The organism is Lysinibacillus sp. F12 (genome assembly GCF_057773605.1).
This window is the reverse complement of sequence record NZ_JBYMLP010000001.1, coordinates 422,477-448,316: the sequence shown is the minus strand read 5'-3', so window position 1 is coordinate 448,316 and position 25,840 is coordinate 422,477. Positions and strand designations below refer to the sequence as shown.

19 protein-coding genes are annotated in these 25,840 nt (G+C 36.7%); 14 read left to right on the top strand and 5 right to left on the bottom strand.

Annotated features, from left to right (window positions below; genetic code table 11):
• Positions 1-5: 5 nt before the first annotated feature.
• Complete coding sequence (locus AC3CH7_RS02420) at positions 6-656, bottom strand: helix-turn-helix domain-containing protein (protein WP_241740720.1); 651 nt, start codon at positions 654-656, stop codon at positions 6-8.
• A 343-nt stretch (positions 657-999) separates the two neighbouring features.
• Between AC3CH7_RS02420 and AC3CH7_RS02415 the strand changes: the two genes are divergently transcribed.
• The 9 genes from AC3CH7_RS02415 to AC3CH7_RS02375 all read left to right on the top strand — a co-directional run bounded on the left by AC3CH7_RS02415 (position 1,000) and on the right by AC3CH7_RS02375 (position 12,338).
• Positions 1,000-2,274, top strand: coding sequence for a cation:dicarboxylate symporter family transporter (locus AC3CH7_RS02415; RefSeq protein WP_012293794.1), 1,275 nt, complete (start codon positions 1,000-1,002; stop codon positions 2,272-2,274).
• Between the two features lie 617 nt (positions 2,275-2,891).
• Positions 2,892-4,307, top strand: coding sequence for an ABC transporter permease (locus tag AC3CH7_RS02410; RefSeq protein ID WP_036215460.1), 1,416 nt, complete (start codon positions 2,892-2,894; stop codon positions 4,305-4,307).
• Positions 4,308-4,319: 12 nt separating this feature from the next.
• A complete protein-coding gene (locus AC3CH7_RS02405; RefSeq protein ID WP_012293796.1) occupies positions 4,320-5,003 on the top strand; it encodes an ABC transporter ATP-binding protein in 684 nt (227 codons plus the stop codon).
• 66 nt (positions 5,004-5,069) lie between these two features.
• Positions 5,070-5,372, top strand: coding sequence for a hypothetical protein (locus AC3CH7_RS02400; RefSeq protein WP_036167802.1), 303 nt, complete (start codon positions 5,070-5,072; stop codon positions 5,370-5,372).
• Positions 5,373-5,597: 225 nt separating this feature from the next.
• On the top strand, positions 5,598-6,260 hold the full coding sequence (locus AC3CH7_RS02395; protein WP_012293798.1) for a response regulator transcription factor: 663 nt from the start codon (positions 5,598-5,600) through the stop codon (positions 6,258-6,260).
• The gene (locus tag AC3CH7_RS02390; RefSeq protein WP_036161251.1) at positions 6,253-7,704 is read left to right on the top strand and encodes a HAMP domain-containing sensor histidine kinase; all 1,452 of its coding nucleotides are present in this window, start codon (positions 6,253-6,255) and stop codon (positions 7,702-7,704) included. The genes AC3CH7_RS02395 and AC3CH7_RS02390 overlap by 8 nt, the downstream gene beginning before the upstream one ends.
• A gap of 106 nt (positions 7,705-7,810) precedes the next feature.
• Entirely contained in the window at positions 7,811-9,547 is a 1,737-nt protein-coding gene (locus tag AC3CH7_RS02385) for a methyl-accepting chemotaxis protein (protein ID WP_031419456.1), read from the top strand.
• A 253-nt stretch (positions 9,548-9,800) separates the two neighbouring features.
• Positions 9,801-10,874: an EAL domain-containing protein gene (locus AC3CH7_RS02380; protein WP_488381544.1), complete on the top strand. Its 1,074-nt coding sequence runs from the start codon at positions 9,801-9,803 to the stop codon at positions 10,872-10,874.
• Between the two features lie 294 nt (positions 10,875-11,168).
• Positions 11,169-12,338: a hypothetical protein gene (locus AC3CH7_RS02375; RefSeq protein ID WP_488381543.1), complete on the top strand. Its 1,170-nt coding sequence runs from the start codon at positions 11,169-11,171 to the stop codon at positions 12,336-12,338.
• A gap of 437 nt (positions 12,339-12,775) precedes the next feature.
• On the opposite strand, the gene AC3CH7_RS02370 is transcribed toward AC3CH7_RS02375, so the two are convergent.
• Positions 12,776-13,198, bottom strand: a complete 423-nt coding sequence (locus AC3CH7_RS02370; protein ID WP_447402810.1) for a DUF4183 domain-containing protein — start codon at positions 13,196-13,198, stop codon at positions 12,776-12,778.
• A gap of 263 nt (positions 13,199-13,461) precedes the next feature.
• Here AC3CH7_RS02370 and AC3CH7_RS02365 point away from each other — a divergent pair, with 263 nt between their 5' ends.
• From AC3CH7_RS02365 to AC3CH7_RS02345, 5 genes are all read left to right on the top strand, one after another.
• Positions 13,462-17,073 carry a dynamin family protein gene (locus AC3CH7_RS02365; protein WP_012293805.1) on the top strand — a complete coding sequence of 1,204 codons (3,612 nt, stop codon included), beginning with the start codon at positions 13,462-13,464 and terminating at the stop codon, positions 17,071-17,073.
• 10 nt (positions 17,074-17,083) lie between these two features.
• On the top strand, positions 17,084-17,893 hold the full coding sequence (locus AC3CH7_RS02360; RefSeq protein WP_031419476.1) for a sulfurtransferase: 810 nt from the start codon (positions 17,084-17,086) through the stop codon (positions 17,891-17,893).
• A gap of 396 nt (positions 17,894-18,289) precedes the next feature.
• Positions 18,290-19,120 (top strand): MBL fold metallo-hydrolase, encoded by an 831-nt coding sequence (locus AC3CH7_RS02355; RefSeq protein ID WP_031419480.1) that lies wholly within the window; start codon positions 18,290-18,292, stop codon positions 19,118-19,120.
• 397 nt (positions 19,121-19,517) lie between these two features.
• Positions 19,518-20,720 (top strand): NAD(P)-dependent malic enzyme, encoded by a 1,203-nt coding sequence (locus AC3CH7_RS02350; protein WP_488381542.1) that lies wholly within the window; start codon positions 19,518-19,520, stop codon positions 20,718-20,720.
• A gap of 229 nt (positions 20,721-20,949) precedes the next feature.
• Positions 20,950-22,698 carry a methyl-accepting chemotaxis protein gene (locus AC3CH7_RS02345; protein ID WP_488381541.1) on the top strand — a complete coding sequence of 583 codons (1,749 nt, stop codon included), beginning with the start codon at positions 20,950-20,952 and terminating at the stop codon, positions 22,696-22,698.
• A 38-nt stretch (positions 22,699-22,736) separates the two neighbouring features.
• Here AC3CH7_RS02345 and AC3CH7_RS02340 read toward each other — a convergent pair whose 3' ends face one another.
• The 3 genes from AC3CH7_RS02340 to gdhA all read right to left on the bottom strand — a co-directional run bounded on the left by AC3CH7_RS02340 (position 22,737) and on the right by gdhA (position 25,798).
• Entirely contained in the window at positions 22,737-23,390 is a 654-nt protein-coding gene (locus tag AC3CH7_RS02340; protein WP_031419485.1) for a Yip1 family protein, read from the bottom strand.
• 133 nt (positions 23,391-23,523) lie between these two features.
• Positions 23,524-24,210 carry a phosphoribosylaminoimidazolesuccinocarboxamide synthase gene (locus AC3CH7_RS02335; RefSeq protein ID WP_031419487.1) on the bottom strand — a complete coding sequence of 229 codons (687 nt, stop codon included), beginning with the start codon at positions 24,208-24,210 and terminating at the stop codon, positions 23,524-23,526.
• Between the two features lie 214 nt (positions 24,211-24,424).
• Positions 24,425-25,798 carry an NADP-specific glutamate dehydrogenase gene (gdhA, locus tag AC3CH7_RS02330; protein WP_012293812.1) on the bottom strand — a complete coding sequence of 458 codons (1,374 nt, stop codon included), beginning with the start codon at positions 25,796-25,798 and terminating at the stop codon, positions 24,425-24,427.
• Positions 25,799-25,840: the final 42 nt, after the last annotated feature.

The following is a 25,840-nucleotide window of genomic DNA, read 5'->3' as shown; positions in this document are numbered from 1 at the left end:
TCCACCTATCCGTTATTTTTCAACAAAGATTTTCCTGTAAGTTGTACTGCTATTGCATCATCTAAATAACCAATAGGGAATACATAGTCCGGAATTACATCTACAGGAATAATAAAATATAATAATGCGCTTCCAATTATTGTTAATTCAAATAATGTACCTTTATCTGAAGTAAATTTTTCATATAACTCTTTTAACTTATTGATAAATGGTCCGACACTACCTACTTTTTGAATCTTTTCGTTAAAACTCTTATGAATGGTATGTTTGCCTTCTTCCGTTTGAGAAAATAAACCATAATCGTCTAATTTCTTTTCAACATCCTGCACTGAAAACTGGTTGTTGTACACATTAGATGCCTTAAGAAAGGTTTGTATGGCATCAACAGAGGTATGAATATCAGATTGTAAATCTTCCTGTCTTTGTTCCATTGGATATCCCGCTGCTTCAAATAGCTGAATGAATGGAACACCAAGGCAGTCAGCAAATTTTTCTACATGTTGTGGTGTAGCTTTTCGTTTATTATTAATTATCCGTGAAATCGTAGCCGTATCAATTCCTGTCAGTTCACTAAACTTCCGCATGGATAACGAACGCTCTTTCAATAGCTCTTTCAACAATAAACCGAGAGTCACATTTTCTTTTCTTTCCGTCATATTCGATTCTCCCTTCTTCATTAAAATAACTGTTGAACAGAAGTGTATAATGTTGTTGACGAATTGTCAACACTTGGCCATTATCATGTGGCCATATGGAAGTAATCACACCAGCAGCCTTATGTGATTAGTTAAAAGATTTATTAGCGCATTGGCGTGTCTTCAATGGTGGTGATAGGCTGATATATCTAGGTAGAATGCAATTAATAGTAAGAAGCGGATAGGTCTTGTATTCAGACTTTTCGAAAAATAAAAAGTTTTTTTCATCGGATTTTGTCGGATTTTATAAGTATCTCTTATTATTAGGCAAGTCCCAAAAAATAATAGTAGGAGGTACGAAGGATTGAAAAAGAAGTTTAAAATTAGTTTAGCCAGTCAAATTTTAATTGGTTTGATTTTAGGGATTATTGTTGGGGGTATTTTTTACGGAAACCCCAAAATTGAAACCTATTTACAACCTTTAGGTGATATTTTCCTGCATCTAATTAAGATGATTGTTGTTCCCATTATTATTTCGACATTAATCGTTGGTGTTGCTGGTACTGGAGACATGAAGCAGCTTGGGCGATTAGGCGGGAAATCCATTATTTATTTTGAAATTATTACAACAGTAGCTATCGTAGTTGGATTACTTTCCGCGAATATTTTCCAGCCTGGTGCTGGAATAAACATGAACGAATTATCTCAAGGGGATATTTCGAAATACGTGACAACTACAGAAGAAGTACAGCATGAAGGACCGTTTGATATTATTGTAGGCATAGTACCAACCAATATCATTCAGTCAATGGGTGAAGGCGACATGCTTGCAATCATATTCTTCGCTGTTATTTTTGGTTTAGGTGTTGCGGCTATTGGTGATCGAGGTAAACCAGTCTTAGACTTCTTCCAAGGAGTTGCCGATGCGATGTTCTGGGTAACTAACCTTGTGATGAAATTTGCACCACTTGGGGTATTTGGTTTAATTGGTGTAACCGTTTCCAAATATGGTTTTGCCTCTCTCATACCATTAGCTAAATTGGCTATCCTTGTTTACGCAACCATGCTATTCTTTATATTTGTCATACTTGCACTTGTTGCAAAATTCGCGGGTGTTAATATATTGTTCTTAATTAAAGTATTAAAAGATGAGCTTATTTTAGCATTCTCAACAGCAAGTTCTGAAGCTGTATTACCGCGTATTATGTTAAAAATGGAGAAATTAGGGGCTCCGAAGGATATTGTATCCTTTGTTATACCTACCGGTTACTCCTTTAACTTAGACGGATCAACGCTATATCAAGCGATTGCAGCATTATTTATTGCGCAAATGTACGGTATTCACCTTAGCATTGGTGAACAAATTACGTTAATGCTTGTATTGATGGTTACTTCGAAAGGGATTGCAGGTGTTCCGGGGGTATCCTTCGTCGTACTGCTAGCCACTTTAGGTACTGTTGGCATTCCATTAGAAGGACTAGCATTTATTGCTGGTATTGACCGTATCCTTGACATGGGACGTACAGTTGTTAACGTAATTGGTAACTCATTAGCGTCATTAGTGATGGCAAAATGGGAAGGCCGTTTCGATCGCGAAAAAATGAAGAATTACTTTAATGAAAATGAAAATTTAGCATAAGCTTTATCGCAATGTTTAGCATTCGTTAACATAAAAAACACCTTTCGTTGATGAACCATAGCCCATCAACGTAAAGGTGCTTTTTTTATACTACTAGAATCATATTGTCTATAGGCAAGAATTAAACTTAATCCTCTTTTTCAATCGTTGGGCTTCCGATATATGTGTATAAATCATCTGCTACATTCCTTTTTGCATTCACTGGAATTACTTTATTGGAAGAGAAGGTACCATATTTCTCTACATATTGGCCAAATCGTATTTAGCCGTTCATGTCTTAGGTGAGTACTCCTTTATATTTCACTTTAAGTGTCTCAACATTTGCTTTGTTAAAAATGGCTTAGGTCTTCACTTTACATATTTCTTGATGTTCGTCAGTTCACTACTTCCAACAGGTTTGATGCTGAAAAAAATGGAATAACATTTTTGAAAATCCTCCTAGTCATAAATCCAAATTTCGACCTTCTTTTGTTTCAACTGCGTTTGTGGTAGCTCATGTTGGAAATTTTAGAATATGACTCACGTAAACTCCCTTATATCTCTAGATAAAGTTTTCACTCACTTCATATTAACTCCAGATAGGTCAAATATATTTGAACTACGAAGGAGGTAAGGAAATGAATTTTATCAAACGTGCATTTTTAAGTGTGAAAGCGAGGAAAGGGAAATCGATTATATTATTTACTGTATTTTTAGTAGTTTCTAATCTAGTATTAGCCGGATTTGCCATACAAAATGTGTCACAAAAGGCAAATGATCATGCTAGACAAACATTGGGTGTAGACGTAAGTCTTCGAATGGACGAAGAAAAGCTTATGGAAAACGTGGCAAAGCAGCGACAAGAAAATCCAAATGGGGAAATACAACACCCTGAACTTTTTACAGAAGATGCAGATTTGTTAGCTAAATCACCTTATGTAATAGACTACAACTATCTTAAAAGTGACATGGTTGTAGCAGATGATTACACACCTATTAACGATGCTGAAGGTGATGATGGAGTAAGCGGTGCGGTAGGCAGTAGTAATTCTGGAAATATGAAAATGCCTAATACGTTTCTTCAAGGCGTGAGAAGTTCTGAATTATTGCAGGAATTTACCGATGGAACGCATGAAATAATGGAAGGTCGTTCAATTACACCTGAGGATAAAAATAAGAAAGTAGCGCTAGTTGAAAAACGATTAGCAGAGCAAAACGAGCTTCAAGTTGGTGATATGTTAAAGGTTCAATCGATGGAAGGGACATCTGAAGTAGAGTTAGAAATCATAGGGATATATAAAAACTCAAGTATTTCTGACTTCGAGGGAAATTTACCAGCTATGATGCATCCATCTAACAAGCTATACACAAATTATGACGCGACGAAAGATAGTGATGAAGAGGGTTCAGTCATTAATGAAGCTATATACTACTTAGACGACCCAGAAAATATTGAAAACTTCAAAACGGAGGCAAAGAAAAGCAATATTGATTTTGATCTGTTCAAGTTAGATGCACATGATGCTTTATATCAGAAAATGGTTGGTCCCATTGAGAATATTGCTGCTACTTCAAAATGGATGGTCTATTTAGTATCCATTACAGGATCAATTATTTTAGCTCTTATTATTATGTTAACAATAAAAGAGCGACGTAAAGAGTTAGGCATACTCTTAGCAATCGGTGAGAAAAAGAGAAAATTAATTGGTCAATTATTAGTAGAAGTATTGTGTATAGCGGTACTAGCATTTGGTATTTCTACAATTACGGGTGAAACAGTGTCTCAAAAAATGGGAGATAGCTTATTACAGCAAGAAGTTATAGCCTCTCAAGAAAATCAAGAAGAATCAAATAATTTAGGATTCTCATTTGGAATGATGAATAAGCAAGATCATGACGTGAAGCCTATTGATGATATTGATGTAAGTATAACTTCACAAGATGTGTTGAAATTAGGTGGATTAGGACTGTTAATTGCCATTTTATCGACACTTCTTCCAGCACTATCAATTCTTCGCTTAAATCCAAAAGAAATACTTTTAAAAGATGAGTAGGGGGAGTCATACATGGACACTATATTACAATTTAAAAACCTATATTATTATTATGTAAATAATAACAGGAAGAATACTTTACTAGAGAATGTTAATTTTACCTTTGAGAAAGGCTGTTTCTATAGCATTTTAGGTCCTTCAGGTTCAGGAAAAACAACAGCACTGAGTTTGGCAAGTGGCTTAGATAACCCCAAAGAAGGACATGTGCTCTATAAAGGAAAAGATATAAAAAAAATTGGATTGGATAAATATAGAAATAAATTTGTTTCAATTATTTTTCAATCCTATAATCTGATTACTTATATGACAGCCCTACAAAATGTAGTAACGGCTATGGAAATTACAGGAGTTAAAGCAAAAGATAAAAAGAAACGAGCGCTTGAATTATTAGGAATGGTAGGTTTGACAGAAATAGAAGCAAAAAGAAAGGTTTTACAGCTTAGTGGTGGCCAACAACAACGTGTCGCTATTGCTCGTGCATTATCTAGTAATGTCGATTTATTAATTGCGGATGAGCCGACGGGTAATCTAGATGAGAAAACCTCAGCTGAAATCGTTGAACTATTTCAGGAATTAGCTCATCAAGAAAATAAATGTATCATTGTTGTGACGCATTCACAAGAAGTAGCCAAACAATCTGATCAGATAGTTTATCTTAAAAAACGCCATTTAGTTTGTGAAAATCTGAGTAAATAAACGAGGCTATTTTAACTGACAATGTATGTGCAATGTGATGGAATAAAAAAATGGGAGTGGTATATAATGTGGACAAAAATAGCGACCTCATTAGGTTTAGTCTCTCTTGGAATAGCAATAGGTATGTTTACTAACTTAGTGGATTTCAATCGAGACTTAGGTGACACTGAAGGCAATATGTATCAGGATTATAATTCGTATTTAGATGAAAGGAATCCGGCTCAGCGTGATTGGGAATCTCCAAATCCGAGAGGTGAGCTGACCCCAGAACAATGGGAGGAATTCACTGGTGGACAAATGCCTGAGCAATGGGATTCGTCCACATCTAATTCAGAAGAAAGTATTCAGGGTTCAACATCTCCATATTAATTTTCTTTCATAACTATAGTGAAAAATACTATAACACCCCCAAAGATCTGTAAATCTAACTATGGATCTTTGAGGGTTTTTTACTTGAAGATTACCCTTTTCTTATGAAATGAATGTAAGACTTTGAGCGTAAGGGTCATATAAAATTTTTTAGGAATAATGTAGGTATCTTCACATAAACTACAGATTGCGTGGTTATAATGGCTAACTAGGGGGGATATCTTAATGAACTATAATATTTTAGTAGTAGAAGACGATTTAGAAATTCAAGAATTAATTAAGCAGTTTTTGATGACACAAAATTATAATATAGAGGTGGCATCTGATGGAGTAGAGGGAATAAAGAGATTAAACACGCAATCATTTGATTTAATTCTCCTTGATGTTATGATGCCCAATCTCAATGGATTTGAAGTGGCCAAAATGCTACGAAATCATTCTAATATACCCATTATCTTTTTAACTGCGTTAGAAGAAGAACAAGATCAAATGAAAGGCTTTGATCTTGGTATTGATGATTATATAACTAAGCCGTTTTCATTTCATGTGTTGATCAGACGAGTGCAAGCGGTTCTTAGAAGAAGTAATCATAAAAGTTGGGGAAATCATTTGAATTTTAATGAACTGAATGTCGACTGCGACGGATATAAAGCATATGTAAATAAGGAAGAAATACCATTAACTACAAAGGAATTCGAAATTCTACAACTACTACTCCATAATGAAAAAAAAGTGCTTACTAGAGAGATCATTGTAGAAAAGGTTTGGGGATATGATTATTCGGGAGAAACACGGATGATTGATACTCATATAAAAAACTTACGAAAAAAATTAAATTTACCCTATATTAAAACAGTAAAGGGTATCGGATACAAAATCGATGAATAGGATTGTCAACATCTTAAAGATGAAAAAAATAACCTATAAGCTCTTTATGATTACTTCTCTTATATTGCTATCGTTTGCGGTATTAATTTATTTAACTTTATACTTCTTCCTTCCAACATTCTACGAGCAATATAAAACAAATCAGCTCCAATCTGGCATAACGGAAATAATTGATAAATCTAAGAATTTAACATTAAAAGAAGCGAAAGAGCTTTTGGATGAGTACTCCTTAGAAAATAATGCAATCATTTATCTACAAGAAAAGAACGGACATATTTTATACTCTCCTTCTTTTAATTTTCAGGGAAATACACAATCACCGACGATTACTGGAAAAGCATCATCACCAACACAAAATGAAGACACTGTTAATGCGTTTAATCAATCTTTGCCCATACAATTTCTGAATGGACACCATTTAATAGTTACTGTATTTGCGACATTTCAACCAATCGATGAAGCTTCACAGGTCTTAGTACGTTTTCTTCCTTATATTAGTATCATTGTTGTATGTATTAGCCTAGGAAGTGCCTATTTATATTCAAGGTTTATTACAAAACCACTCCTTTATATAAATGAGCGAGCGCAAAAGATGGCTAACCTCGATTTTTCAGAAAATATAATCGTTCGTTCTAATGATGAGTTAGAGGAATTATCGAATAGTTTAAATGAGATGTCGAATAATTTGCAAAAGACAATGAATGATTTACGAATAGCAAATGAACAATTAAAAGATGATATTGAAAGAGAAAGAAAAGTCGAAACAAAACGGAGGGAATTTTTTGCTACAGTTGCACATGAATTAAAAACGCCACTCACTGTAATGAAAGGGTATATAGAAGGAATGATTTATAATATTGGACCTTATGAAAATCGTGACTTCTATTTAGAAAAAAACCATAAAATTATAGAAAGAATGGAACAACTTGTTCGTGAAATTTTGAGTATGTCCCAACTAGAGCAACATATATTCAAAATCCAAATGAAAGAAACAAATCTCTCAGATTTAATTGAGACTATAACGAAAGACCTCGTTTTTTTTGCATCTCAAAAGGATATTACGATTATTAATAAAATTCCCCCAAATCTGTACGTATTTACAGAAAATGTTTTACTAGAAAAAGCATTTAAAAATATTATCCATAATGCAATTATGTATTCACCACAAGGAGAAACAGTATATTTAGGGTTGACGAAGGATTCAAAAGAAAATCAGATTCAAATTCAAGTCATGAATACGGGTGTACAAATTAAAGCAGAGGAACTACAACAATTATTCCAACCTTTTTATAGAATCGAAAAATCAAGGAATAGAAATACTGGTGGGAGTGGATTAGGCTTATATATCGTTAAGCAAATATTTATATCACTCTCTATTCATTATTCTGTGAATAATGTTGAGAATGGCATTCAATTTTTAGTTACATTTCCTAAAAGTAAATAAATGCTTTAAAGATTGAGTTTTTTGAAGGCTACAACCGAATACACAGACGACTCAATAATCAATTTAGATTTATTGAGTCTTATATTAGATAGGAGATTGACTGAAAATGAAGATAAGAACAAAGTTAATTATTATTTCTTTGAGCCTATTATTAATTCCAGGTTTGATTATAGGGGTTAGCAGTTATCACTCTGCTAAAGAGCACTTGGATGATTTGGGAGAGAAGATGTTAAAAAATAATGTTGAAATGGCACTGCAATTAATTGATTCAATGAATTATGCGGTTCAAACTGGAGAAATATCTTTGGAGGAAGCCCAAGAAAAAGTAAAACAAAAATTAATTGGGGATTTACAAAGTGATGGCACCCGTAAAATAACGACACACGTTGATTTAGGTGAAGATGGCTATTTTGCTATTTATGGAACGAGTGGAGATAGGGTAGCTCATCCTTTCTCGGAAGGAGAAAATGCTTGGGAAAATGTAGATAGCCATGGCGTTTATATGGTGCAAAATATGATAACCGCAGCACAAAATGGCGGGGATTTTACCTATTATGCTAGAGCCATGCCTCAAGACCCTGATGCCGAAGAAGACAAAATAGCCTACTCTGCTTTAGATCCGAACTGGGGTTGGGTAGTAAGCGCTAGTAGCTTAATGACATCATTTAATCATGGAATTCATTTAATCCAATATACGATTATGATTACCTTGGGCATTAGTATTTTAATAGGTTTAATCGTTATATTTTTATTTTCCAGACACTTAGCTGTTCCTGTTCAAATGGTTACTGAAAGTGTTGAAAACATTGCTAATCAAAATTTAACCTTTACATATTTAAACGTTAAAAATAAGGATGAGTTAGGCATTTTAGCGACAGGCATAAATACGATGACGACAAATTTACGAGGTATTATTGAATCCGTTTCGAACTCAGCTGAACATGTTGCTGCTACATCCGAACAACTCACTGCGAGTAGTGAACAGACAAGCACCGCTTCAGATGAAATTACGAGGGCTATTCAGGAAATTTCTATAGGACAAGAAAAGCAACTAGTTGGAATGGAAGAAGCAAATCATTCTGTTTTGCAGATATCATCGAGCATTACTGCCATTACTAAAAATATTAAAGAATTAAATGACCTTTCCGTTGAAACCTCTAAAGTCTCTCTTTATGGTAATGAAGTTATTAATCAGTCTGTTGAACAAATGAATCACATTAATAACCAAAACATAGTGACAACTGAAGCAATGCGATTGCTTGAAAGTAAATCACAAGAGATTGGTGAGATTATTACGGTCATTACTAACATTGCAGCACAAACAAATTTACTTGCTTTAAATGCAGCGATTGAAGCAGCGCGTGCAGGAGAACAAGGTAAAGGTTTTGCTGTTGTAGCGGATGAGGTTAGAAAACTAGCGGAGGAATCGGGTAATGCAGCAAACAATATTTCTTCACTCATAGGTGAAATTCAACTTAATACACAGCATACAGCACAAATGGTCAATGAAGGGAAAAGTGTCGTTGAAACGGGTATAGGTTATGTGGCAAACGCTGGAAAAACTTTTGAAGAAATAGCAGCCGATGTAGACATGATTAACCATAAACTTTCATCTGTCTCAACTGAAATTCAAGAAATTAATACGAATACAGAGATTCTAGTAAATGAAATACTGAAAACCAAAGAAGTTACCGATCAGTCATCGAGGTACACACAACAAGTTGTTGCAGCAGCGGAAGAACAGTCTGCTACGATGACTGAGATGACATTTGCTTCTCGTTCTTTAGCAGAGATGTCGCAGGAGCTTCAAAATCTAGTATCAAACTTTAAAACCAACGAATGAATAATTGCGTTTGATTAGAATTATAAAATAGAAACATACTCTCATCGAAGCTACGAAGAATATAGAGCTAGCAAAATGATGAACACATAAATTTGTTAGCTTTTTTATAGCTTCGGAATGGTATCTTTTGTTGATGCTTCATATAAACTTCATACAGCATCTATACTAACTACAGATATGCTTTATAAAACAATAAAATAGTAATTTTTTAATAAAAGATGGAGGTTGAAACGACCCTATTGGAGGAATTAGGATGGAGACGGGGATATTTGAATCAAATCGTAAATCTGTATTAAAAAGTATTGAACGTAAAAAAACTTTTGCATTAGTATATATTACGATTATAAGTTGGCATGACTTGAATACTTCTAAACACATAGACGTGGTTGAAAGGAAGCTAACTTTGTATCAACAAGAAGTGGAATGGTATAGAGTATTTGATAAGGAATATATTTTAATCTGTCATGCTCAGTCACAAGCACAGTTGATTATGCAAGAATTATCGAATATTGAATTTTTGAAGATACAGTATCTTTATGTCCAAGATAGAAAACTTCCAGCGTTAAATTACGTTAGACAAGTCTATTCGCAAAACATGAAAAGTAGTGAGATAAAAGAGTGCATGTCACAGAAAGATTTAGCAACGGAAGAGTTTGAAATAGTTTTCCAACCGATATTACACAATAATAGACAAATATCCTTTGAAGCACTAAGTAGATGGCAGTCGGAAGATATGGGCTCTATGTCTACGGGTATATGTATTCCAATTTTACATATAGAGAATTTGATAGAATTAACCAAGAACATTATAAATAAGGCTGTTGAATTATTGAGTAGATATAATGAAATTATTTATGTTTCGATTCATTTATCAGCGCCATTAATCAAGGATATTACTTGGCTAATTCAACATTTAGATGAAATTAGTTTTAATAACAATCATCGAATTGCTTTTGAAATAACCGAAGAAACTATAATGGGAATAGAAGCAAGAGCCAATCTAAAAATTATTCATGATCGAGGTCATAGTATATTTATTGATGATTTTGGTACTGGAAACTCGAATTTTCAATATATGACCTTGTTCCCCCTGGATGGGGTGAAACTAGATAGGCTATTTATAAGTGGGAAATCAAATAAAAAAGTAATGGAGCTACTGACAAAATTTATCAAAGCTATGGGTCTAGAAGTAATCATAAAAGGCGTCGACAATGTTGAACAGCTTAATTCCTTATCGAAAGCCCAATATGATTCCATACAAGGCTATTACATATCGAAACCTCTAACAATAAATGAATTGACAAAATTTATATGTGAGAATAGTTAGGCTATTGAGATCATTTTTAGTGTAAGGAAAGTAAAGCAACCTCTATAGAATAAAAGGGATTTTTACATAAAAAATACCATGAAAAAACGCAATACCCTTAATGTTAGAAAGGGGTTGCGTTTTTTGCTTCATAAAACCAAGAAAAGGTGAAGGTATGAATAAGAAAGAAGGGAACTCCAGATTATCTTCAGGAAATCTCTAGAAAATCTCCATACTGTTCCCATATGAACTACAGATAATGCCTTTATTATAAAACCTGTAAGACAAAATACATTTTAAAAGGAGAATAAAAACATGAAAAAGAAAAAGAGATTGGCTGCTACTACTTTAGGTGCTGTATTTGCACTATCCACTTTGGGGTCTGCATTCGCAGCAGAAGTTCCGACTCAAGTGAGTGTGAGTAGTGAATATGTGGTAGGGCAAGCAACTAAACCAGCGAACTTTGATGAAATTTCAAAAGAAAAGGTGCAGGCTATTTTTGACCAAGTAGAGGCAGGCACACTAACGAAAGAAGAAGGCATGAAGCAGCTTGATGCAGCGCTAGGCATAAAAGGAGATAAAAAAGCTGTAACTAAACCAGCGAACTTTGATGAAATTTCAAAAGAAAAGGTGCAAGCCATTTTTGACCAAGTAGAGGCAGGCACACTAACGAAAGAAGAAGGCATGAAGCAACTTGATGCAGCGCTAGGCATAAAAGGAGATAAAAAAGCTGTAACTAAACCAGCGAACTTTGATGAAATTTCAAAAGAAAAGGTGCAAGCCATTTTTGACCAAGTAGAGGCAGGCACACTAACGAAAGAAGAAGGCATGAAGCAACTTGATGCAGCGCTAGGCATAAAAGGAGATAAAAAAGCTGTAACTAAACCAGCGAATGCTGATGAAATCTCAAAAGAAAAGGTGCAGGCTATTTTTGACCAAGTAGAAGCAGGCACACTAACGAAAGAAGAAGGCATGAAGCAACTTGATGCAGCGCTAGGTATAAAAGGAGATAAAAAAGCTGTAACTAAACCAGCGAATGCTGATGAAATCTCAAAAGAAAAGGTGCAGGCTATTTTTGACCAAGTAGAGGCAGGCACACTAACGAAAGAAGAAGGCATGAAGCAACTTGATGCAGCGCTAGGCATAAAAGGAGATAAAAAAGCTGTAACTAAACCAGCGAACTTTGATGAAATTTCAAAAGAAAAGGTGCAGGCTATTTTTGACCAAGTAGAGGCAGGCACACTAACGAAAGAAGAAGGCATGAAGCAACTTGATGCAGCGCTAGGCAAAAAAGGAGATAAAAAAGCTGTAACTAAACCAGCGAACTTTGATGAAATCTCAAAAGAAAAGGTGCAGGCTATTTTTGACCAAGTAGAGGCAGGCACACTAACGAAAGAAGAAGGCATGAAGCAGCTTGATGCAGCGCTAGGCATTAAGGAAGATAAAAATAAAGTGAGTGGTCCAGCGAGTAAACCTGTAAAGTAGCTTTCAATAAACCTTAAAAACAGAGAAACTATCCATTGTTAGCCAACAGGCAATCTGACATTTAGGGAATAAAAGTAAAAGTGACAGTATAGAAGCACCAATACATTTGTAGTTTTCACTTGTATTGGTGCTTTTTAAATTGAGAAAAATATGATTTCTCATCTTATAGATGATGATGAAAAGCACATTGCTTTAACGAAAGAAAACGAACTGTTTTCAGATTTCCTTCAACAGTTACGTATTTCTCGATTATCTAATTTTTGCTTTATTACCGTTTGTGATTTCTAGTCACCCTAAAAAAGCTTCATGCCCAAGCTAATCGACAAAAGGTCGTAGTTTTCAGTATAACCTGCTATTCTATCAATTGAACGGTTCTTTGAACAGCTATCTATTTTTGTTAAAACTACTTATTACTTTAACCTAACTATTCACACACTTTATTTCATGGTGAAGCCTAATGATTCAATTATGATAGGTGTTCCTCTAAATAGAGTACCATTGTAAGGAGTAATGGTTAAGGCAGTAGCTGATATTGTATAAATACCGCCTTCTTGCATGACAGCATTAATATACAGATTGACGTAGCCATTTGGTGAAAAAATCACAAATTCAGTAATGGGATCTGTATGATCATTCCAAAAGAGAGTTGCAGGCAAGGTTGCTCCGTTTGTTAAATCAAGATCGCTTGTTAAAATGTAAAAATATCTATTAATCGTTGGAATTATTATACCTTCTGGGACAATTTCGATGGGAGGAACGATTGGACCGTTAGTGGCTTTTATACGGGGCCAAATAAATTGCTCCTCATTGCTACAATCACAGCTTCCATTGTTTATTCGACCATGTTTAGGGTTGACCATGTGTTATCACACTCCATTCTTGTAAAATTAACCTTTGCCCCCAATTCGTTTACTATAAAATATGAAGAAAATAAAATTCAAGCTAGTTGAGCATCTATCATTCCATAAGGTTTCTTTCAGATAACCATGTTTTTTTAACAATACTAGTCAAATTGAAGCGTTGGCATACATGCCTTTTACCGTAAATTAGTGTTATACTTTGCTAGTTGAATAAGGTAGAATACTAATTATGAATAATTAACGAAAAAGGGGTTACTGGTTTCATGAAAGATTTTGATCAACAATTGGAGGGGCTACTAAAGCAAGCCGCTTTGCAATACATAATATATCAGCATAATGGTGATACGGAGCGCATGGATAAAACATCACTTTTTGCTCGAAAAATTCAGCAAAAAGAGTATGTGATTGGTTTTGCAGGCCATTTCTCCGCCGGGAAGTCGAGTATGATTAATGCGTTGTCTGGCGAGAATTTATTAGCATCAAGTCCGATTCCAACAAGTGCAAATATCGTTAAAGTGCATAAATCAGAGGAAGACTTTGCAGTTGTTTATATGCACAAGGAAAAGCCTGTTAAATTTGAGGCAGGCTATGATTTTAAAACGGTAAAAGAGCTTAGTAAAAATGGGGATTTGGTATCTCAAATAGAAATTGGCCATAGCGCATCAACATTACCGTTTGGTGTTACAGTGATGGATACACCTGGAGTAGACTCAACAGATGATGCTCACCGCATGTCGACGGAATCTGCACTCCATATTGCCGATATCGTATTCTATACAATGGACTACAACCATGTGCAATCGGAGTTAAATTTCCAATTTACGAAGCAATTAATGAAATATAATCCAAATGTTTATTTGATTGTTAATATGATTGACAAGCATAAAGAAAATGAATTGAGCTTTGAAGAGTTTAAAGCAACGGTTCATAATTCCTTTGCGGCATGGGGCGTTGTGCCGAAAGGTGTATTTTTCACATCTTTGAGAGAGCCTGAGCACCCACATAACGATTTTGAAGCCGTAAAGAAAATTGTTATGGATAGTATGAACGATTGGCAGGACCAGCTTGTCCAAACAGCAACAAATACATTGCGTTTATTGCAAAGTGAGCATGATAACTATTTAATAGAAGAAAGACAGGATCGTTTAGCGATTGATGAAGAAATTTTAAGTGCGGATGACTGGGCACACCATCAAGATATTTTAGAGCAATACAATAAATTAAATCGTCAGGTTGAATTATTCTCTGTTGAGGCGTGGAACGAAACATTTGAGGAGCAACGTAAAGAATTGCTTGCCAATGCTGCGATTATGCCAGCCGACTTGCGTGATCGCTTACGTCTTTATTTAGAAAGTATGCAGGAGGGCTTTAAGGTAGGGGGGCTCTTTACTGCGAAGAAAAAAACAGAGGAAGAGCGGAACCGTCGTAAAGAAGATGCTTATAGTGCTTATCAAAATGTCGTCCATGCGCAAATTACAGGGCATTTAAAGGGCCTTATGAAAAAAGCATTAAAGGACGTGGGTGCTTTAAATGAGGAACGTGCCTCAGCTATTGATGCTTATCCGTTTGACTTACCATTTGCATTGATTGAGCAGCAAGTTCAAGCAGGTGCACTGTTAACAGGTGATGCGGTATTAAACTTCGCCAATCGTGTGGCAGAGGCAACAAAGCGTTATTTTATTCAGGAAACAGATAGCTGGAAAAAAGCACAAGCGACAACATTAGAAGCAGTGGCAACAGAAACAGCTGCTCCTTCGAAATTAAAAATGGCAGGCATGCAGGATAAAGTGGATGCTATTAAGGCTGTACTTGAAATCGAGGGTTACCAACAATATAGTGCGAGCATTATGCATCAAGCGAGCAATGAAATCCGGAACGTAGCGAATGATCAGTTAACAAATTGGGAAAATTCCTTTAAACAGGATTTAGCAGAGATTCGTTTGTTTGATGAATCCATGCTACAACCAAAAGAACAAGTCATTCAGGAAGAAGCAGTGCAGCAAGCAGTTAGTGCAACGAGTTTGCCAATCGATGGCGTTATTAATCGTGCCCTGCATACCGCCAATGCTGTAAAAGAAGTACAAGGCTTTGCTGAAGTTGCTCAATATCTTGAAAATAAAGTGGAACGATTACAGAAAAAAGATTTTACCATCGCTTTGTTTGGGGCTTTTAGTGCTGGGAAGTCATCCTTTTCTAATGCATTAATGGGGGCGAAGGTATTACCTGTATCCCCAAACCCAACAACTGCAGCTATCAATAAAATTCGTCCTGTATCGCCTGAGCATCCACATGAAACAGCCGATGTACAGCTTAAAACAGCTGAGCAAATGTTAGAGGATATTCAAGGGTCCTATGCAGCGATTGGTTTATCTGTCCAGTCATTAGAGGAAGCGTATAATCGTGCTGACGAAGGGCTTGCAGTACAGTTGACAGATGAGCGTTTAAATGTGCACAAATCATTTATTCGTGCTTATAAGGAAGGGTATCCAACGTTTAAGTCTGAGCTTGGTACTATTATTCGTGTGGATCGCGTTGAATTTGAAAAATTTGTCGCGCAAGAAAATAAATCATGCTTTGTGGACAATATCGATTTCTATTATGATAGTCCATTAACGCGCATGGGCGTTACACTTGTGGATACTCCAGGAGCAGACTCTATAAATGCTCGTCATACAGGTGTAGCCTTTGAATATATTCGGAATGCCGATGCCATCCTATTTATTACGTATTATAATCATGCTTTTGCCAAAGCTGACCGTGAGTTTTTAATTCAGCTTGGTCGTGTAAAAGATGCCTTTGAGCTTGATAAAATGTTCTTTATTGTGAATGCTATTGATTTAGCAACAACGGATGAAGAGCAGGAAGATGTAAAAGGCTATGTACGTTCAGAATTACAGCGATTTGGTATTCGTTTCCCGAGACTGTATGGTGTATCGAGTCTTTTAGCGTTAAAGGAGAAGGTGGAAGGTTCAGATTTAACATCAGGCATGCCACCGTTTGAAAACGACTTCCATACATTTTTAAATGATGAATTGAGTGCATTAGCAGTGCAGGCTCTTGCGGAGGAAGTTGACAAAACAGAGCAACGCTTAGCGGATTTAATTGCACAAACGGAGGAAAACCTCAAACGTAAAGACGAGCGCTTAGAGGAATTAACCGTACTTGAAAAGCATGTGCAATCCAAGTTTAGTGTGCTGAATACAAGTATGCTGGAAAGTGAGACAAAGCAAGAGCTTGATGAGCTTCTCTATTATGTTCTACAACGTGTCTACTATCGTTACCCTGAATTCTTTAAGGAAGGATACAATCCTTCAACATTTGCGGCCATGCCAGCACAGCAGGCATTGGAGCATGCGTTGAAGGAAGTGATGCAAAGCTTACGTTTTGACTTTACACAGGAAATGCGTGTGACAAACTTCCGTTTATCACAGTTTATAAGCAAAAAAATGCAGCACCGATTTAAGGATGAAGTACGGGAGCTAAAAGAGCTTAACCGTAGCTTCTCGTTCTTAGCATTTGAATCTTCTGAGCCAAATTTACTTGATTTTGAAGGCCCATTTGGTGATATTTCGAAATATACTAGCGTAAAATCTCACTTCCGTAATCAAAAAGCTTTCTTTGAGAAGAATGAAAAAGTGAAGCTGAGCGATGCGTTAGAAGCATTAACAAAGCCGGATGCCCAGGATTATTTAGATGCACAGAAAGTTTCTCTCATGACTTGGGCCATTACGTTTATTGCAGAGGAAGCAGAAAAATTACGTTTATATATTTATCATCAAGCGCTTGAGCAAATTGAAACAGAGCGATTGGCGCTTCAAGAAGAAAGCCGTTTAGCTTCTTGGAAAGCGATTTACGCACAATTACAAAACGCATGAGGTGATTCCTATGGGAAAAGTATTCAAATCAGTAGATGAAATTCAGTTTGATGGTGTCCGTTTTATCGATGCTCGTTTTGATTTACAAGACAAAGAAGCTGGAAAAAAAGCATTTGAAGAAGGTCATGCAACAGGAGCAATCCATATGGATTTAGAGCAGCAGCTATCTGATATGGACAGTCAAGACGGTCGTCACCCAATGCCGAACAAAGAAAAATTGACATCTGTATTTCAAGAATTAGGCTTACGTTATGAAGATCAAATCGTTATCTATGATCAAGGAGCAGCACCTTTCGCTCCACGTGCTTGGTGGATGCTGACGTATGCTGGTTTCCCAAATGTTGTCATTGTTAACGGGGGAGCATCGGCATTGGAAACGAAAGTGCCATTTACAAAAGACGTCGTAAAATACCCACCAACAATCATTGATTTTGATTGGAAGGATGAGCTGTATGCACCACGCCAAGCAGTAAAGGCGATTGTGGACGGAGAAGTGAAAGCAACTTTACTCGATGCTCGTGCGGCTGAGCGTTATCGTGGGGAATTCGAGCCATTAGATAAAGTAGCAGGTCATATACCAACAGCAAAAAACTTTGACTGGGAGCAATTAAAGAAAGATGGACAATTGCAGGCTAACGATGCATTGCGTCAAAAAGTTGCACAAGATGAACATGTGGTTGTCTACTGTGGCAGTGGTGTAACCGCATCCCCGCTTTATGCCGTATTAGCAGATGAAGGCTATGAAAACATTCAGTTATACGTAGGTAGCTTTAGTGATTGGATTACACAATATGAGGTTGAAAAAGGTACAAATGAATAAGGGTTAAAGCAAAAACGCTCACTTTGGTGGGCGTTTTTTTGGTGGTGGATCGGGTGCGGGGGAAAGTGATGGATAGAAGTGGGAAAGTGACGGATAGGAAGGAGAAAGTGACGGATAGGATAATCCTGGAACGGACGGATAGAAAGGAGAAAGTGACGGATAGGATGCCAAAAGTGACGGATAGGAAGCTGAAACTGGGGGATAGAAAGCCAAAACCGACGGATAGAGCCAAAAAAGCGTCTCCCGTCTAGCTCGCTCGAAACAAATAGATAGAGTTACTGAATCTATGGCTCAAATGCCAAAACAAACGGATAGCCAACCCTTAAAAAAGCCGATCGAATTCAAAATGACTCACCATTCATTTTATGCTACACTCTTTTAAAAGGGGGAAAGTGGATGTTTAAACGTGAGACGAGCATAGGAGTTCAACGCCATGGTGATGTACAATGTGCACTTGGAAAGGTAGCTGTTCAGGGGTTTGGTATGAGTGTGTATAGCTTTTTTGTTGATGGCTTATTAATCGATACAGGCTCAAATTCGCTGGCACAGGAGTTTCAATCATTTTTTAAGGAGCTACCAATGGAGCAAATTGCCCTTACTCATTCGCATGAGGATCATGCGGGCAATGCCGCCTGGCTTCAACAGCAAATGGATATTCCTATTTATCTTCACCGTGAATCTCTTCAGGCTTGTACGAAGAAGGGTGATTATCCTTTGTACCGTCAAGCATTATGGGGGGAGCGGCCAGCTTTTCTAGCGCAGCCAATAGGCACTACATTGCAAACAAAAACAGCTGTCTGGGACGTTATTGAAACACCTGGGCATACGACAGATCATCTGGCCTTCTATAATCGTCAATCAGGTGCTATGTTCACGGGAGATTTATACATTCAAACGAAAACGAAGGTAGTACTCGATGAAGAAAATATTGTACATACCTTAGCATCGTTAAAAAAATTATTAACCTATGATTTTAACGAAGTTTATTGTTGTCATGCAGGCTATTTAACAGATGGCAGAAATAGAATACTAGAAAAAATAGCGTATATTGAAGAAATGGAAGAGAAGGTTCGTCACTTGTTTGTACAAGGTTATTCAGTAGAGGAGATGACGTCCAATATTTTCCCTCGAGAGTATCCCATTATTAAAGTGTCTGGCGATCAATGGTCTTCTAAGCATATAATCAGAGCATTTATTCGTCATTTTACTGAAGAGTCCTTGCAATAGGGCTCTTTTTTTGTTGGGCTTAAATGCGGTAACAGCAATAGTAAAAAACTTTGTGAAAAAATGTGAATAAATTGTGACAAACTCACTTGGCTCAATGGATACGCTTACAAAAGTTTGTGAAAAAATTCTCTTTTACACAAGAAAAATACTATGTGAAATATTGAACAGCTTGAAAGGCGATAGTTGTACATTTCCCAATATTCATCCTTATGATATTAACTATTTTAAAATAATTGATTGTGAAAAGTTTAATTTGACAGAAAGGCGTGTATGAAGTCTTGTAATGCTGTGTTTTCGAAATGAAAAATAAATTGACAGAAAATTCGTTGACTATATTTTCACAAAGTAATATGATTCTAAAATATAATGAAAAACAAAGGGAAAAGGATGGGATGGAATGGACGTCATGAAGAAAGCTTTAGAAATGCATGCACATTATAGCGGTAAATTAGAGGTGATTTCAAAAGTTCCAGTACAGGATTCTTATGATTTAAGTCTTGCTTATTCACCTGGAGTGGCTGCACCATGTGTGGAAATTGAAAGAAACCCATCGCTGGTTTATGACTATACAATGAAGGGGAATATGGTGGCAGTTGTGTCAGATGGTACGGCAGTTTTAGGATTAGGGGATATTGGTCCTAAAGCTGCATTACCAGTTATGGAAGGGAAAGCGATTTTATTAAAGCGTTTTGCCAATGTTGATGCTTTTCCAATATGTTTAGATACAAAAAGTACGGATGAAATCGTCAGCATTGTGAAGGCGCTTGCTCCGACGTTTGGGGCGGTGAATTTAGAGGATATTTCAGCACCTAGATGTTTTGAAATTGAGGATCGACTGCGTCAGGAATGTGATATACCAGTATTCCATGATGATCAGCATGGTACAGCTATTGTAGTAGGTGCCGCTATGATTAATGCGAATCGTATTGTGCAAAAGGATATTGCGACAATGAAGGTCGTCATCAATGGCGCTGGGGCAGCAGGGATTGCTATTTTACGAATCCTTGTGCAAATGGGCTATAAAAATATTTTTATGTGTGATACAAAAGGTATTATTTATGAGGGACGTAAAGAGGGGATGAATCCGATTAAAGAGGCGGTTACTCATTTAACAAATCCAGAGAAAATACATGGTACGTTGAGTGAGGCGCTCGTTGGTGCGGATGTTTTTATTGGTGTTTCGGTTGCCAATCTATTAACAGAGGGGCATATTGCGTCTATGAATGAAAACCCGGTGGTCTTTGCATTAGCTAACCCAAATCCAGAAATTACGTATGAAAATGCCAAGGCGTGGGGAGTTCGTGTAATGGGTACGGGTCGTTCGGATTATCCGAATCAAATTAACAATGTCCTGGCGTTCCCTGGCATTTTCCGTGGCGCATTAGATGTACGTGCTACGGATATCAATGAAACCATGAAACTAGCTGCTGTGGAAGCAATAGCTTCACTTGTTAGTGATGAAGAGCTTATGGAGGAATATATTGTTCCTAAGTCATTAGATGAACGTGTTGTTGCCATTGTCTCTCGTGCAGTTAGCGGTGCAGCGGTCGAATCTGGAGTCTCGGAACTGTTCCAACAAACTACAGCGCTAACAGTTTAACAAATTACAGATATCGAAATACGGCAAATGTAGAAAAGCAAAGAAATGCTTTTCTACATTTTTTTATCGAATTTGCTCGAAAAATGTTGTTGTTTGGTTTTTTATGTAATAAAATTGGTGAGTATAAGGTAATGACTTGTGCAATGGATTGAAAAGTATAAATACATAATTTTGCGATGTTTTTGAAACGAAATAGGTCTTAAGTCTATTTAAAGAGGAGAAAAAATACATGAATACATTCGTTCCATTTAGATCTATTAAAGCCAAACTGATTGCTTTCTCTTTATTGCTTTTAATGATTCCCTTGATTATTTTAGGCTATCTAAGCTATCAACAAAGTAAATCAAATTTAGAGTCGGTGGGAAAAGAAAACTTAAGAAACAGTGTGGAAATGACCATTGCCATGATTGAACAATTTAATCAAGAGGTAGAGGCAGGTAATTTAACTTTAGAAGAAGCACAAGAGAAAGTGAAGGTCGCTATTTTAGGGAAAAAGGATAATGAAGGAAAGCGACCTATTAATAAAAATATTAAACTAGGTGAGAACGGTTATATCTTTGTTGTAGACCAAAAGGGGACCTCTATTGCACATCCGAACATAGAGGGAAATAATGTCTGGGATGAACAGGATGATAATGGAGTTAAGTATATGCAAGAAATCATTGCCAAGGGGAATGAAGGTGGTGGATTTGTCTCCTATTCGTGGCCATTACCAAATTCAGATCAACTAGAGGATAAAGGGGTCTATGCAGAAACGGATCCGTATTGGGGATGGGTTATTGGTGCCAGTACCTATTTAGCAGACTTTAATAAACCAGCGGAGAGTATTTTGAAATTAACGATGATTGTAATTGGTGTCGCTATTATTATTGGGGTATTAGTTATTTGGCAGTATGCAAGTAGTATGGCTAAACCTATCAACCGAGTGGTCCAAGCGATGGAGCGATTTGCAGAGGGCGATTTGACGCAAGAAAGTATGTCTATTCGCTCAAAAGACGAAATTGGCAAACTGGCAAACGCTATGAATCAAATGCAATCTAAATTGAAGGACATGATACACAATATTGCTCAAGCATCTGATTTAATTACTACTTCTAGTAAGGAGCTTTCACAATCGGCCAATGAAGTGAATATGGGTGCAGAGCAAGTGGCGATAACAATGAATGAATTAGCATCTGGGGCAGAAGGACAAGCACATCATTCGAACGAATTAACTTCCTTGATGGAACGTTTTACTGCGGATTTGCGTGAAACAAATCAGTATGGTGAGCATATTCATCAATCTTCTTTTGAAGTGTTAGGCTTAACCAATGAAGGAAGTCAGCTCATGACATCTTCTAATTCTCAAATGAAAAAGATTGATAGTATTGTACAAAATGCAGTAGAGAAAGTAAAAAATTTAGATGCCCAAGCACAGGAAATTTCTAAATTGGTGGTGGTCATTAAAGATATTGCCAATCAAACCAATTTATTAGCTTTAAATGCCGCGATTGAAGCTGCTAGGGCAGGTGAACATGGCAAGGGATTTGCGGTGGTTGCGGATGAAGTACGCAAGCTTGCTGAACAAGTTGGCTATTCAGTCAATGATATTACAACAATTGTAGCAAATATTCAGCAAGATTTTGATGTTGTTACGAGCTCATTAGAGGATGGCTATCAGGAGGTAAAAGATGGGACAACTCAAATTAAAGCTACGAGTGAAACGTTTACGACGATTAGTGATTCTATTAATGATGTTGTAGAAAGTGTTCAATTGATTTCCAAAAATTTATCAAAAGTAACGGATGATGGTCAAAAAATGAATAGTGCTATTCAAGAAATAGCTGCGGTCGCAGAAGAATCTGCAGCAGGTGTGGAGCAAACGACAGCGACAACAGAACAGACAAGTAGCTCAATGGAGGTTATGGCGGGGAAATCAGCCCAATTATCAACATTGGCTATAGATTTAAAGACATTGGTTGCCCAATTTAAACTGTAAAAAAATCTCCCACTCTCTTAAATGAGAGGGGAGATTTTTTACATCATGCCTACTCCGATAGCCCCAACTAGGATAATGAAGAATAGAACGAAGAACAAGATGAATAAAATAATTCCTGGAATAAAGATCGTGAAAAAGGCCATCCAATTAGTGATTTGGTGTGCTTCTGCTACCACACCGACAGAAATGACGAAAGACCAAATAGTGACAACAATAGAAGCTAAAATGGCTGGCCAAAAAATCCATGGCAGTGAGCCCATAAAGTTTGGATCTAATAAGGATTCCGGAGAAGTGATTAACCAGATTAAATAAAATGGAATAAGCACTATAAATGGTACAGCTGTAAGGCTCAGCCCTTTAAATAAGTCTGAATACGTACCAGTACCCTTAAATAGCTTACCAAATAGCCATGTGATGAGAGCGGATATAGCTGTCCCAATAATACCAGCGATTGGAGCAAAAATTACACACAGTAAAGCCAATAACCAAGGGGAAAGTTCAGTGAAAAACTCCGAATCCGTCAGCCCTGACATGATAGAGCCGATATAACCGATGGACATAATCAAAATAGCAAAGCCGATTGATTTTTCGTTAATCATATAGCGAGCGGTTTGCTTTGGATGTAACCAAACGGATATAAACGGATTCATCTTTGGCCTTTCTTCATTTTGTGTGTCATTAAAATTTTCCATTAAACTACCTCCAAAATAATAGAATAATTGCATGTTACGCATAGTTAGTATACGAGCGACCCAGTGAAAAGTTTCGTAGAAAGTAAAAATAAGTTATTTTCATGACAAAAGAGCCGCACAACGGCGACTCTTCTTAGTTACTTAGTATAATTTTTTCAAGCTCTAATGGTTTAATATATTGCTCACCTTTGTAAGCACGCATATTACCACCAGAAATTTCATCGATTAATAAAATTTCATTAGTTTGGGCATCACGGCCGAATTCCAATTTAATGTCATAAAGCGTTAAGCCCTTTTTAGCAAGCTCAGTTCCTACAAATTTAGAAATTTCAATTGTACGTTGTTTTAAAATGGCATATTCTTCGTGTGTTAACAGGTTTAACATAGCTAATGCATCTTCAGAGATTGGAGGATCTTGGCGATCATCATCTTTAATGGTAACTTCCACAAAGGCATCAAGATCTTGGCCTTCCTGCGCATAGGCGCCGTAGCGTCGTAGGAATGAGCCAACTGCCTTAAAGCGGCAAATTACTTCTAAACCGTTCCCGAACACTGTTGCAGGTTTTACAGTCATTGTTGCATCATCAAAGTTTGCATCTACATAGTGAGTAGGAACACCTTGTTCATTTAATTTAGAATAGAAATAAGAAGTTAAGCGTAAACCCGCTAAGCCAGCACCATCCATTGTTAAGCCAACCGTATTAGCGCCTGGGTCGAACACGCCGTTTTCACCTGTTACATCGTCCTTAAATTTTAATAAATAATGACCGTCTTCTAATCTGAACACATTCTTCGTTTTCCCTGTATACAATAATTCCACAAAAAACCCTCCAATATTCATAGTACTCTAAAATTATAACACGAATATTTTAAATATTTAATATGAAAAATGTTCGTTTTGTGTGTTTATTTATATCATTTATTGCTGATTTGCAATAAAAAACAAGGTGATAACGAATAATCGTCATCACCTTGTGTGTTTGAAATGCTTCGTAACTGGGTGGTGGATTTATGCTAGATTGCTAGGTCAGTAATTAATAAATGCCTTCAGTAAGCATTCCATCTGCCACCTTAATAAAGCCAGCGATGTTTGCACCCATAACTAAGTTGCCAGGGAAGCCGTATTTTTCAGCAGCAGCTTTACTATCTGAATAAATATCTTTCATAATTTGATGAAGTTTCGCATCTACTTCTTCAAATGACCAAAATACGCGGCTTGAATCTTGTGCCATTTCAAGAGCAGATACAGCAACTCCTCCAGCATTCGCTGCTTTTGCTGGTCCGAATAATACACCTGCATTTAAGAATTCATTAATTGCTTCAAGATCAGAAGGCATGTTGGCACCTTCACCAATCGCTTTGACCCCATTAGAAATTAATGTACGAGCTGATTCACCATTAATTTCGTTTTGAGTTGCACATGGTAGAGCAATGTCACAAGGAATTGTCCAAATGCCAGTGCAGCCATTAGTAAAAGTAGCATTTGGTCGGTAACTTACGTAAGTTGAAATACGATCACCTTTTACTTCTTTGATTTCTTTAATGACATCTAAATCTAAGCCTTCTGGGTCATAAATATAGCCTGAGGAATCAGAGCAAGCAACTACTTTTGCGCCGTATTGCTGTGCTTTCTCAATTGCATACGTCGAAACGTTTCCAGAACCAGAAACGACCACAGTTTTTCCTTCAAATGAATCATTCACATCTTTTAACATCTCATTAACGAAATAAACTGTACCGTAACCCGTTGCCTCTTTACGTGCTAAAGAGCCACCATACCCAGGAGTTTTCCCAGTTAATACACCTGATTCACTAGCTTTCGTTAAACGTTTATATTGCCCCCATAAATAACCTACTTCACGAGCGCCTACACCAATATCACCAGCAGGAACATCGACATCTGGACCAATATGACGGTATAATTCAGTCATGAACGCTTGGCAGAATCGCATGATTTCAGAATCTGATTTACCTTTCGGATCAAAGTTTGAGCCACCTTTACCACCACCGATTGGTTGGCCTGTTAAAGCATTTTTAAAGATTTGTTCAAAGCCAAGGAATTTAATGATGGATTCATTTACCGAAGGGTGGAAGCGTAGACCGCCTTTATAAGGCCCCATGACATTGCTATATTGTACACGATATCCACGATTTACTTGGACTTGATTATGATCATCTTGCCAAGCGACACGGAAGGAAATGATGCGATCAGGCTCAACAATACGTGATAAAATATTGGCCTTAATATATTCAGGATGTTGGACGAATACAGGTACTAATGAAATAAAAATTTCTTCAGCTGCTTGTAGAAACTCCGCTTGATGACAGTTCTGTTGTTTAAGTTGCTCGAATACGCCATCTACGTATTCTTTAGCTAATTGTTCATTGCTAACAGTTGTGATTGTCATAGTAAAACCCCCATTTAGTTGATAGGTGTATCGTATATTTAT

Coding starts and splice junctions, on each gene's coding strand:
- AC3CH7_RS02420 (WP_241740720.1), bottom strand. CDS start 656: ATGACGGAAAGAAAAGAAAATGTGACTCTCGGTTTATTGTTGAAAGAG.
- AC3CH7_RS02410 (WP_036215460.1), top strand. CDS start 2,892: ATGAATTTTATCAAACGTGCATTTTTAAGTGTGAAAGCGAGGAAAGGG.
- AC3CH7_RS02405 (WP_012293796.1), top strand. CDS start 4,320: ATGGACACTATATTACAATTTAAAAACCTATATTATTATTATGTAAAT.
- AC3CH7_RS02400 (WP_036167802.1), top strand. CDS start 5,070: ATGTGGACAAAAATAGCGACCTCATTAGGTTTAGTCTCTCTTGGAATA.
- AC3CH7_RS02395 (WP_012293798.1), top strand. CDS start 5,598: ATGAACTATAATATTTTAGTAGTAGAAGACGATTTAGAAATTCAAGAA.
- AC3CH7_RS02390 (WP_036161251.1), top strand. CDS start 6,253: ATGAATAGGATTGTCAACATCTTAAAGATGAAAAAAATAACCTATAAG.
- AC3CH7_RS02385 (WP_031419456.1), top strand. CDS start 7,811: ATGAAGATAAGAACAAAGTTAATTATTATTTCTTTGAGCCTATTATTA.
- AC3CH7_RS02380 (WP_488381544.1), top strand. CDS start 9,801: ATGGAGACGGGGATATTTGAATCAAATCGTAAATCTGTATTAAAAAGT.
- AC3CH7_RS02375 (WP_488381543.1), top strand. CDS start 11,169: ATGAAAAAGAAAAAGAGATTGGCTGCTACTACTTTAGGTGCTGTATTT.
- AC3CH7_RS02370 (WP_447402810.1), bottom strand. CDS start 13,198: ATGGTCAACCCTAAACATGGTCGAATAAACAATGGAAGCTGTGATTGT.
- AC3CH7_RS02365 (WP_012293805.1), top strand. CDS start 13,462: ATGAAAGATTTTGATCAACAATTGGAGGGGCTACTAAAGCAAGCCGCT.
- AC3CH7_RS02360 (WP_031419476.1), top strand. CDS start 17,084: ATGGGAAAAGTATTCAAATCAGTAGATGAAATTCAGTTTGATGGTGTC.
- AC3CH7_RS02355 (WP_031419480.1), top strand. CDS start 18,290: ATGTTTAAACGTGAGACGAGCATAGGAGTTCAACGCCATGGTGATGTA.
- AC3CH7_RS02350 (WP_488381542.1), top strand. CDS start 19,518: ATGGACGTCATGAAGAAAGCTTTAGAAATGCATGCACATTATAGCGGT.
- AC3CH7_RS02345 (WP_488381541.1), top strand. CDS start 20,950: ATGAATACATTCGTTCCATTTAGATCTATTAAAGCCAAACTGATTGCT.
- AC3CH7_RS02340 (WP_031419485.1), bottom strand. CDS start 23,390: ATGGAAAATTTTAATGACACACAAAATGAAGAAAGGCCAAAGATGAAT.
- gdhA (WP_012293812.1), bottom strand. CDS start 25,798: ATGACAATCACAACTGTTAGCAATGAACAATTAGCTAAAGAATACGTA.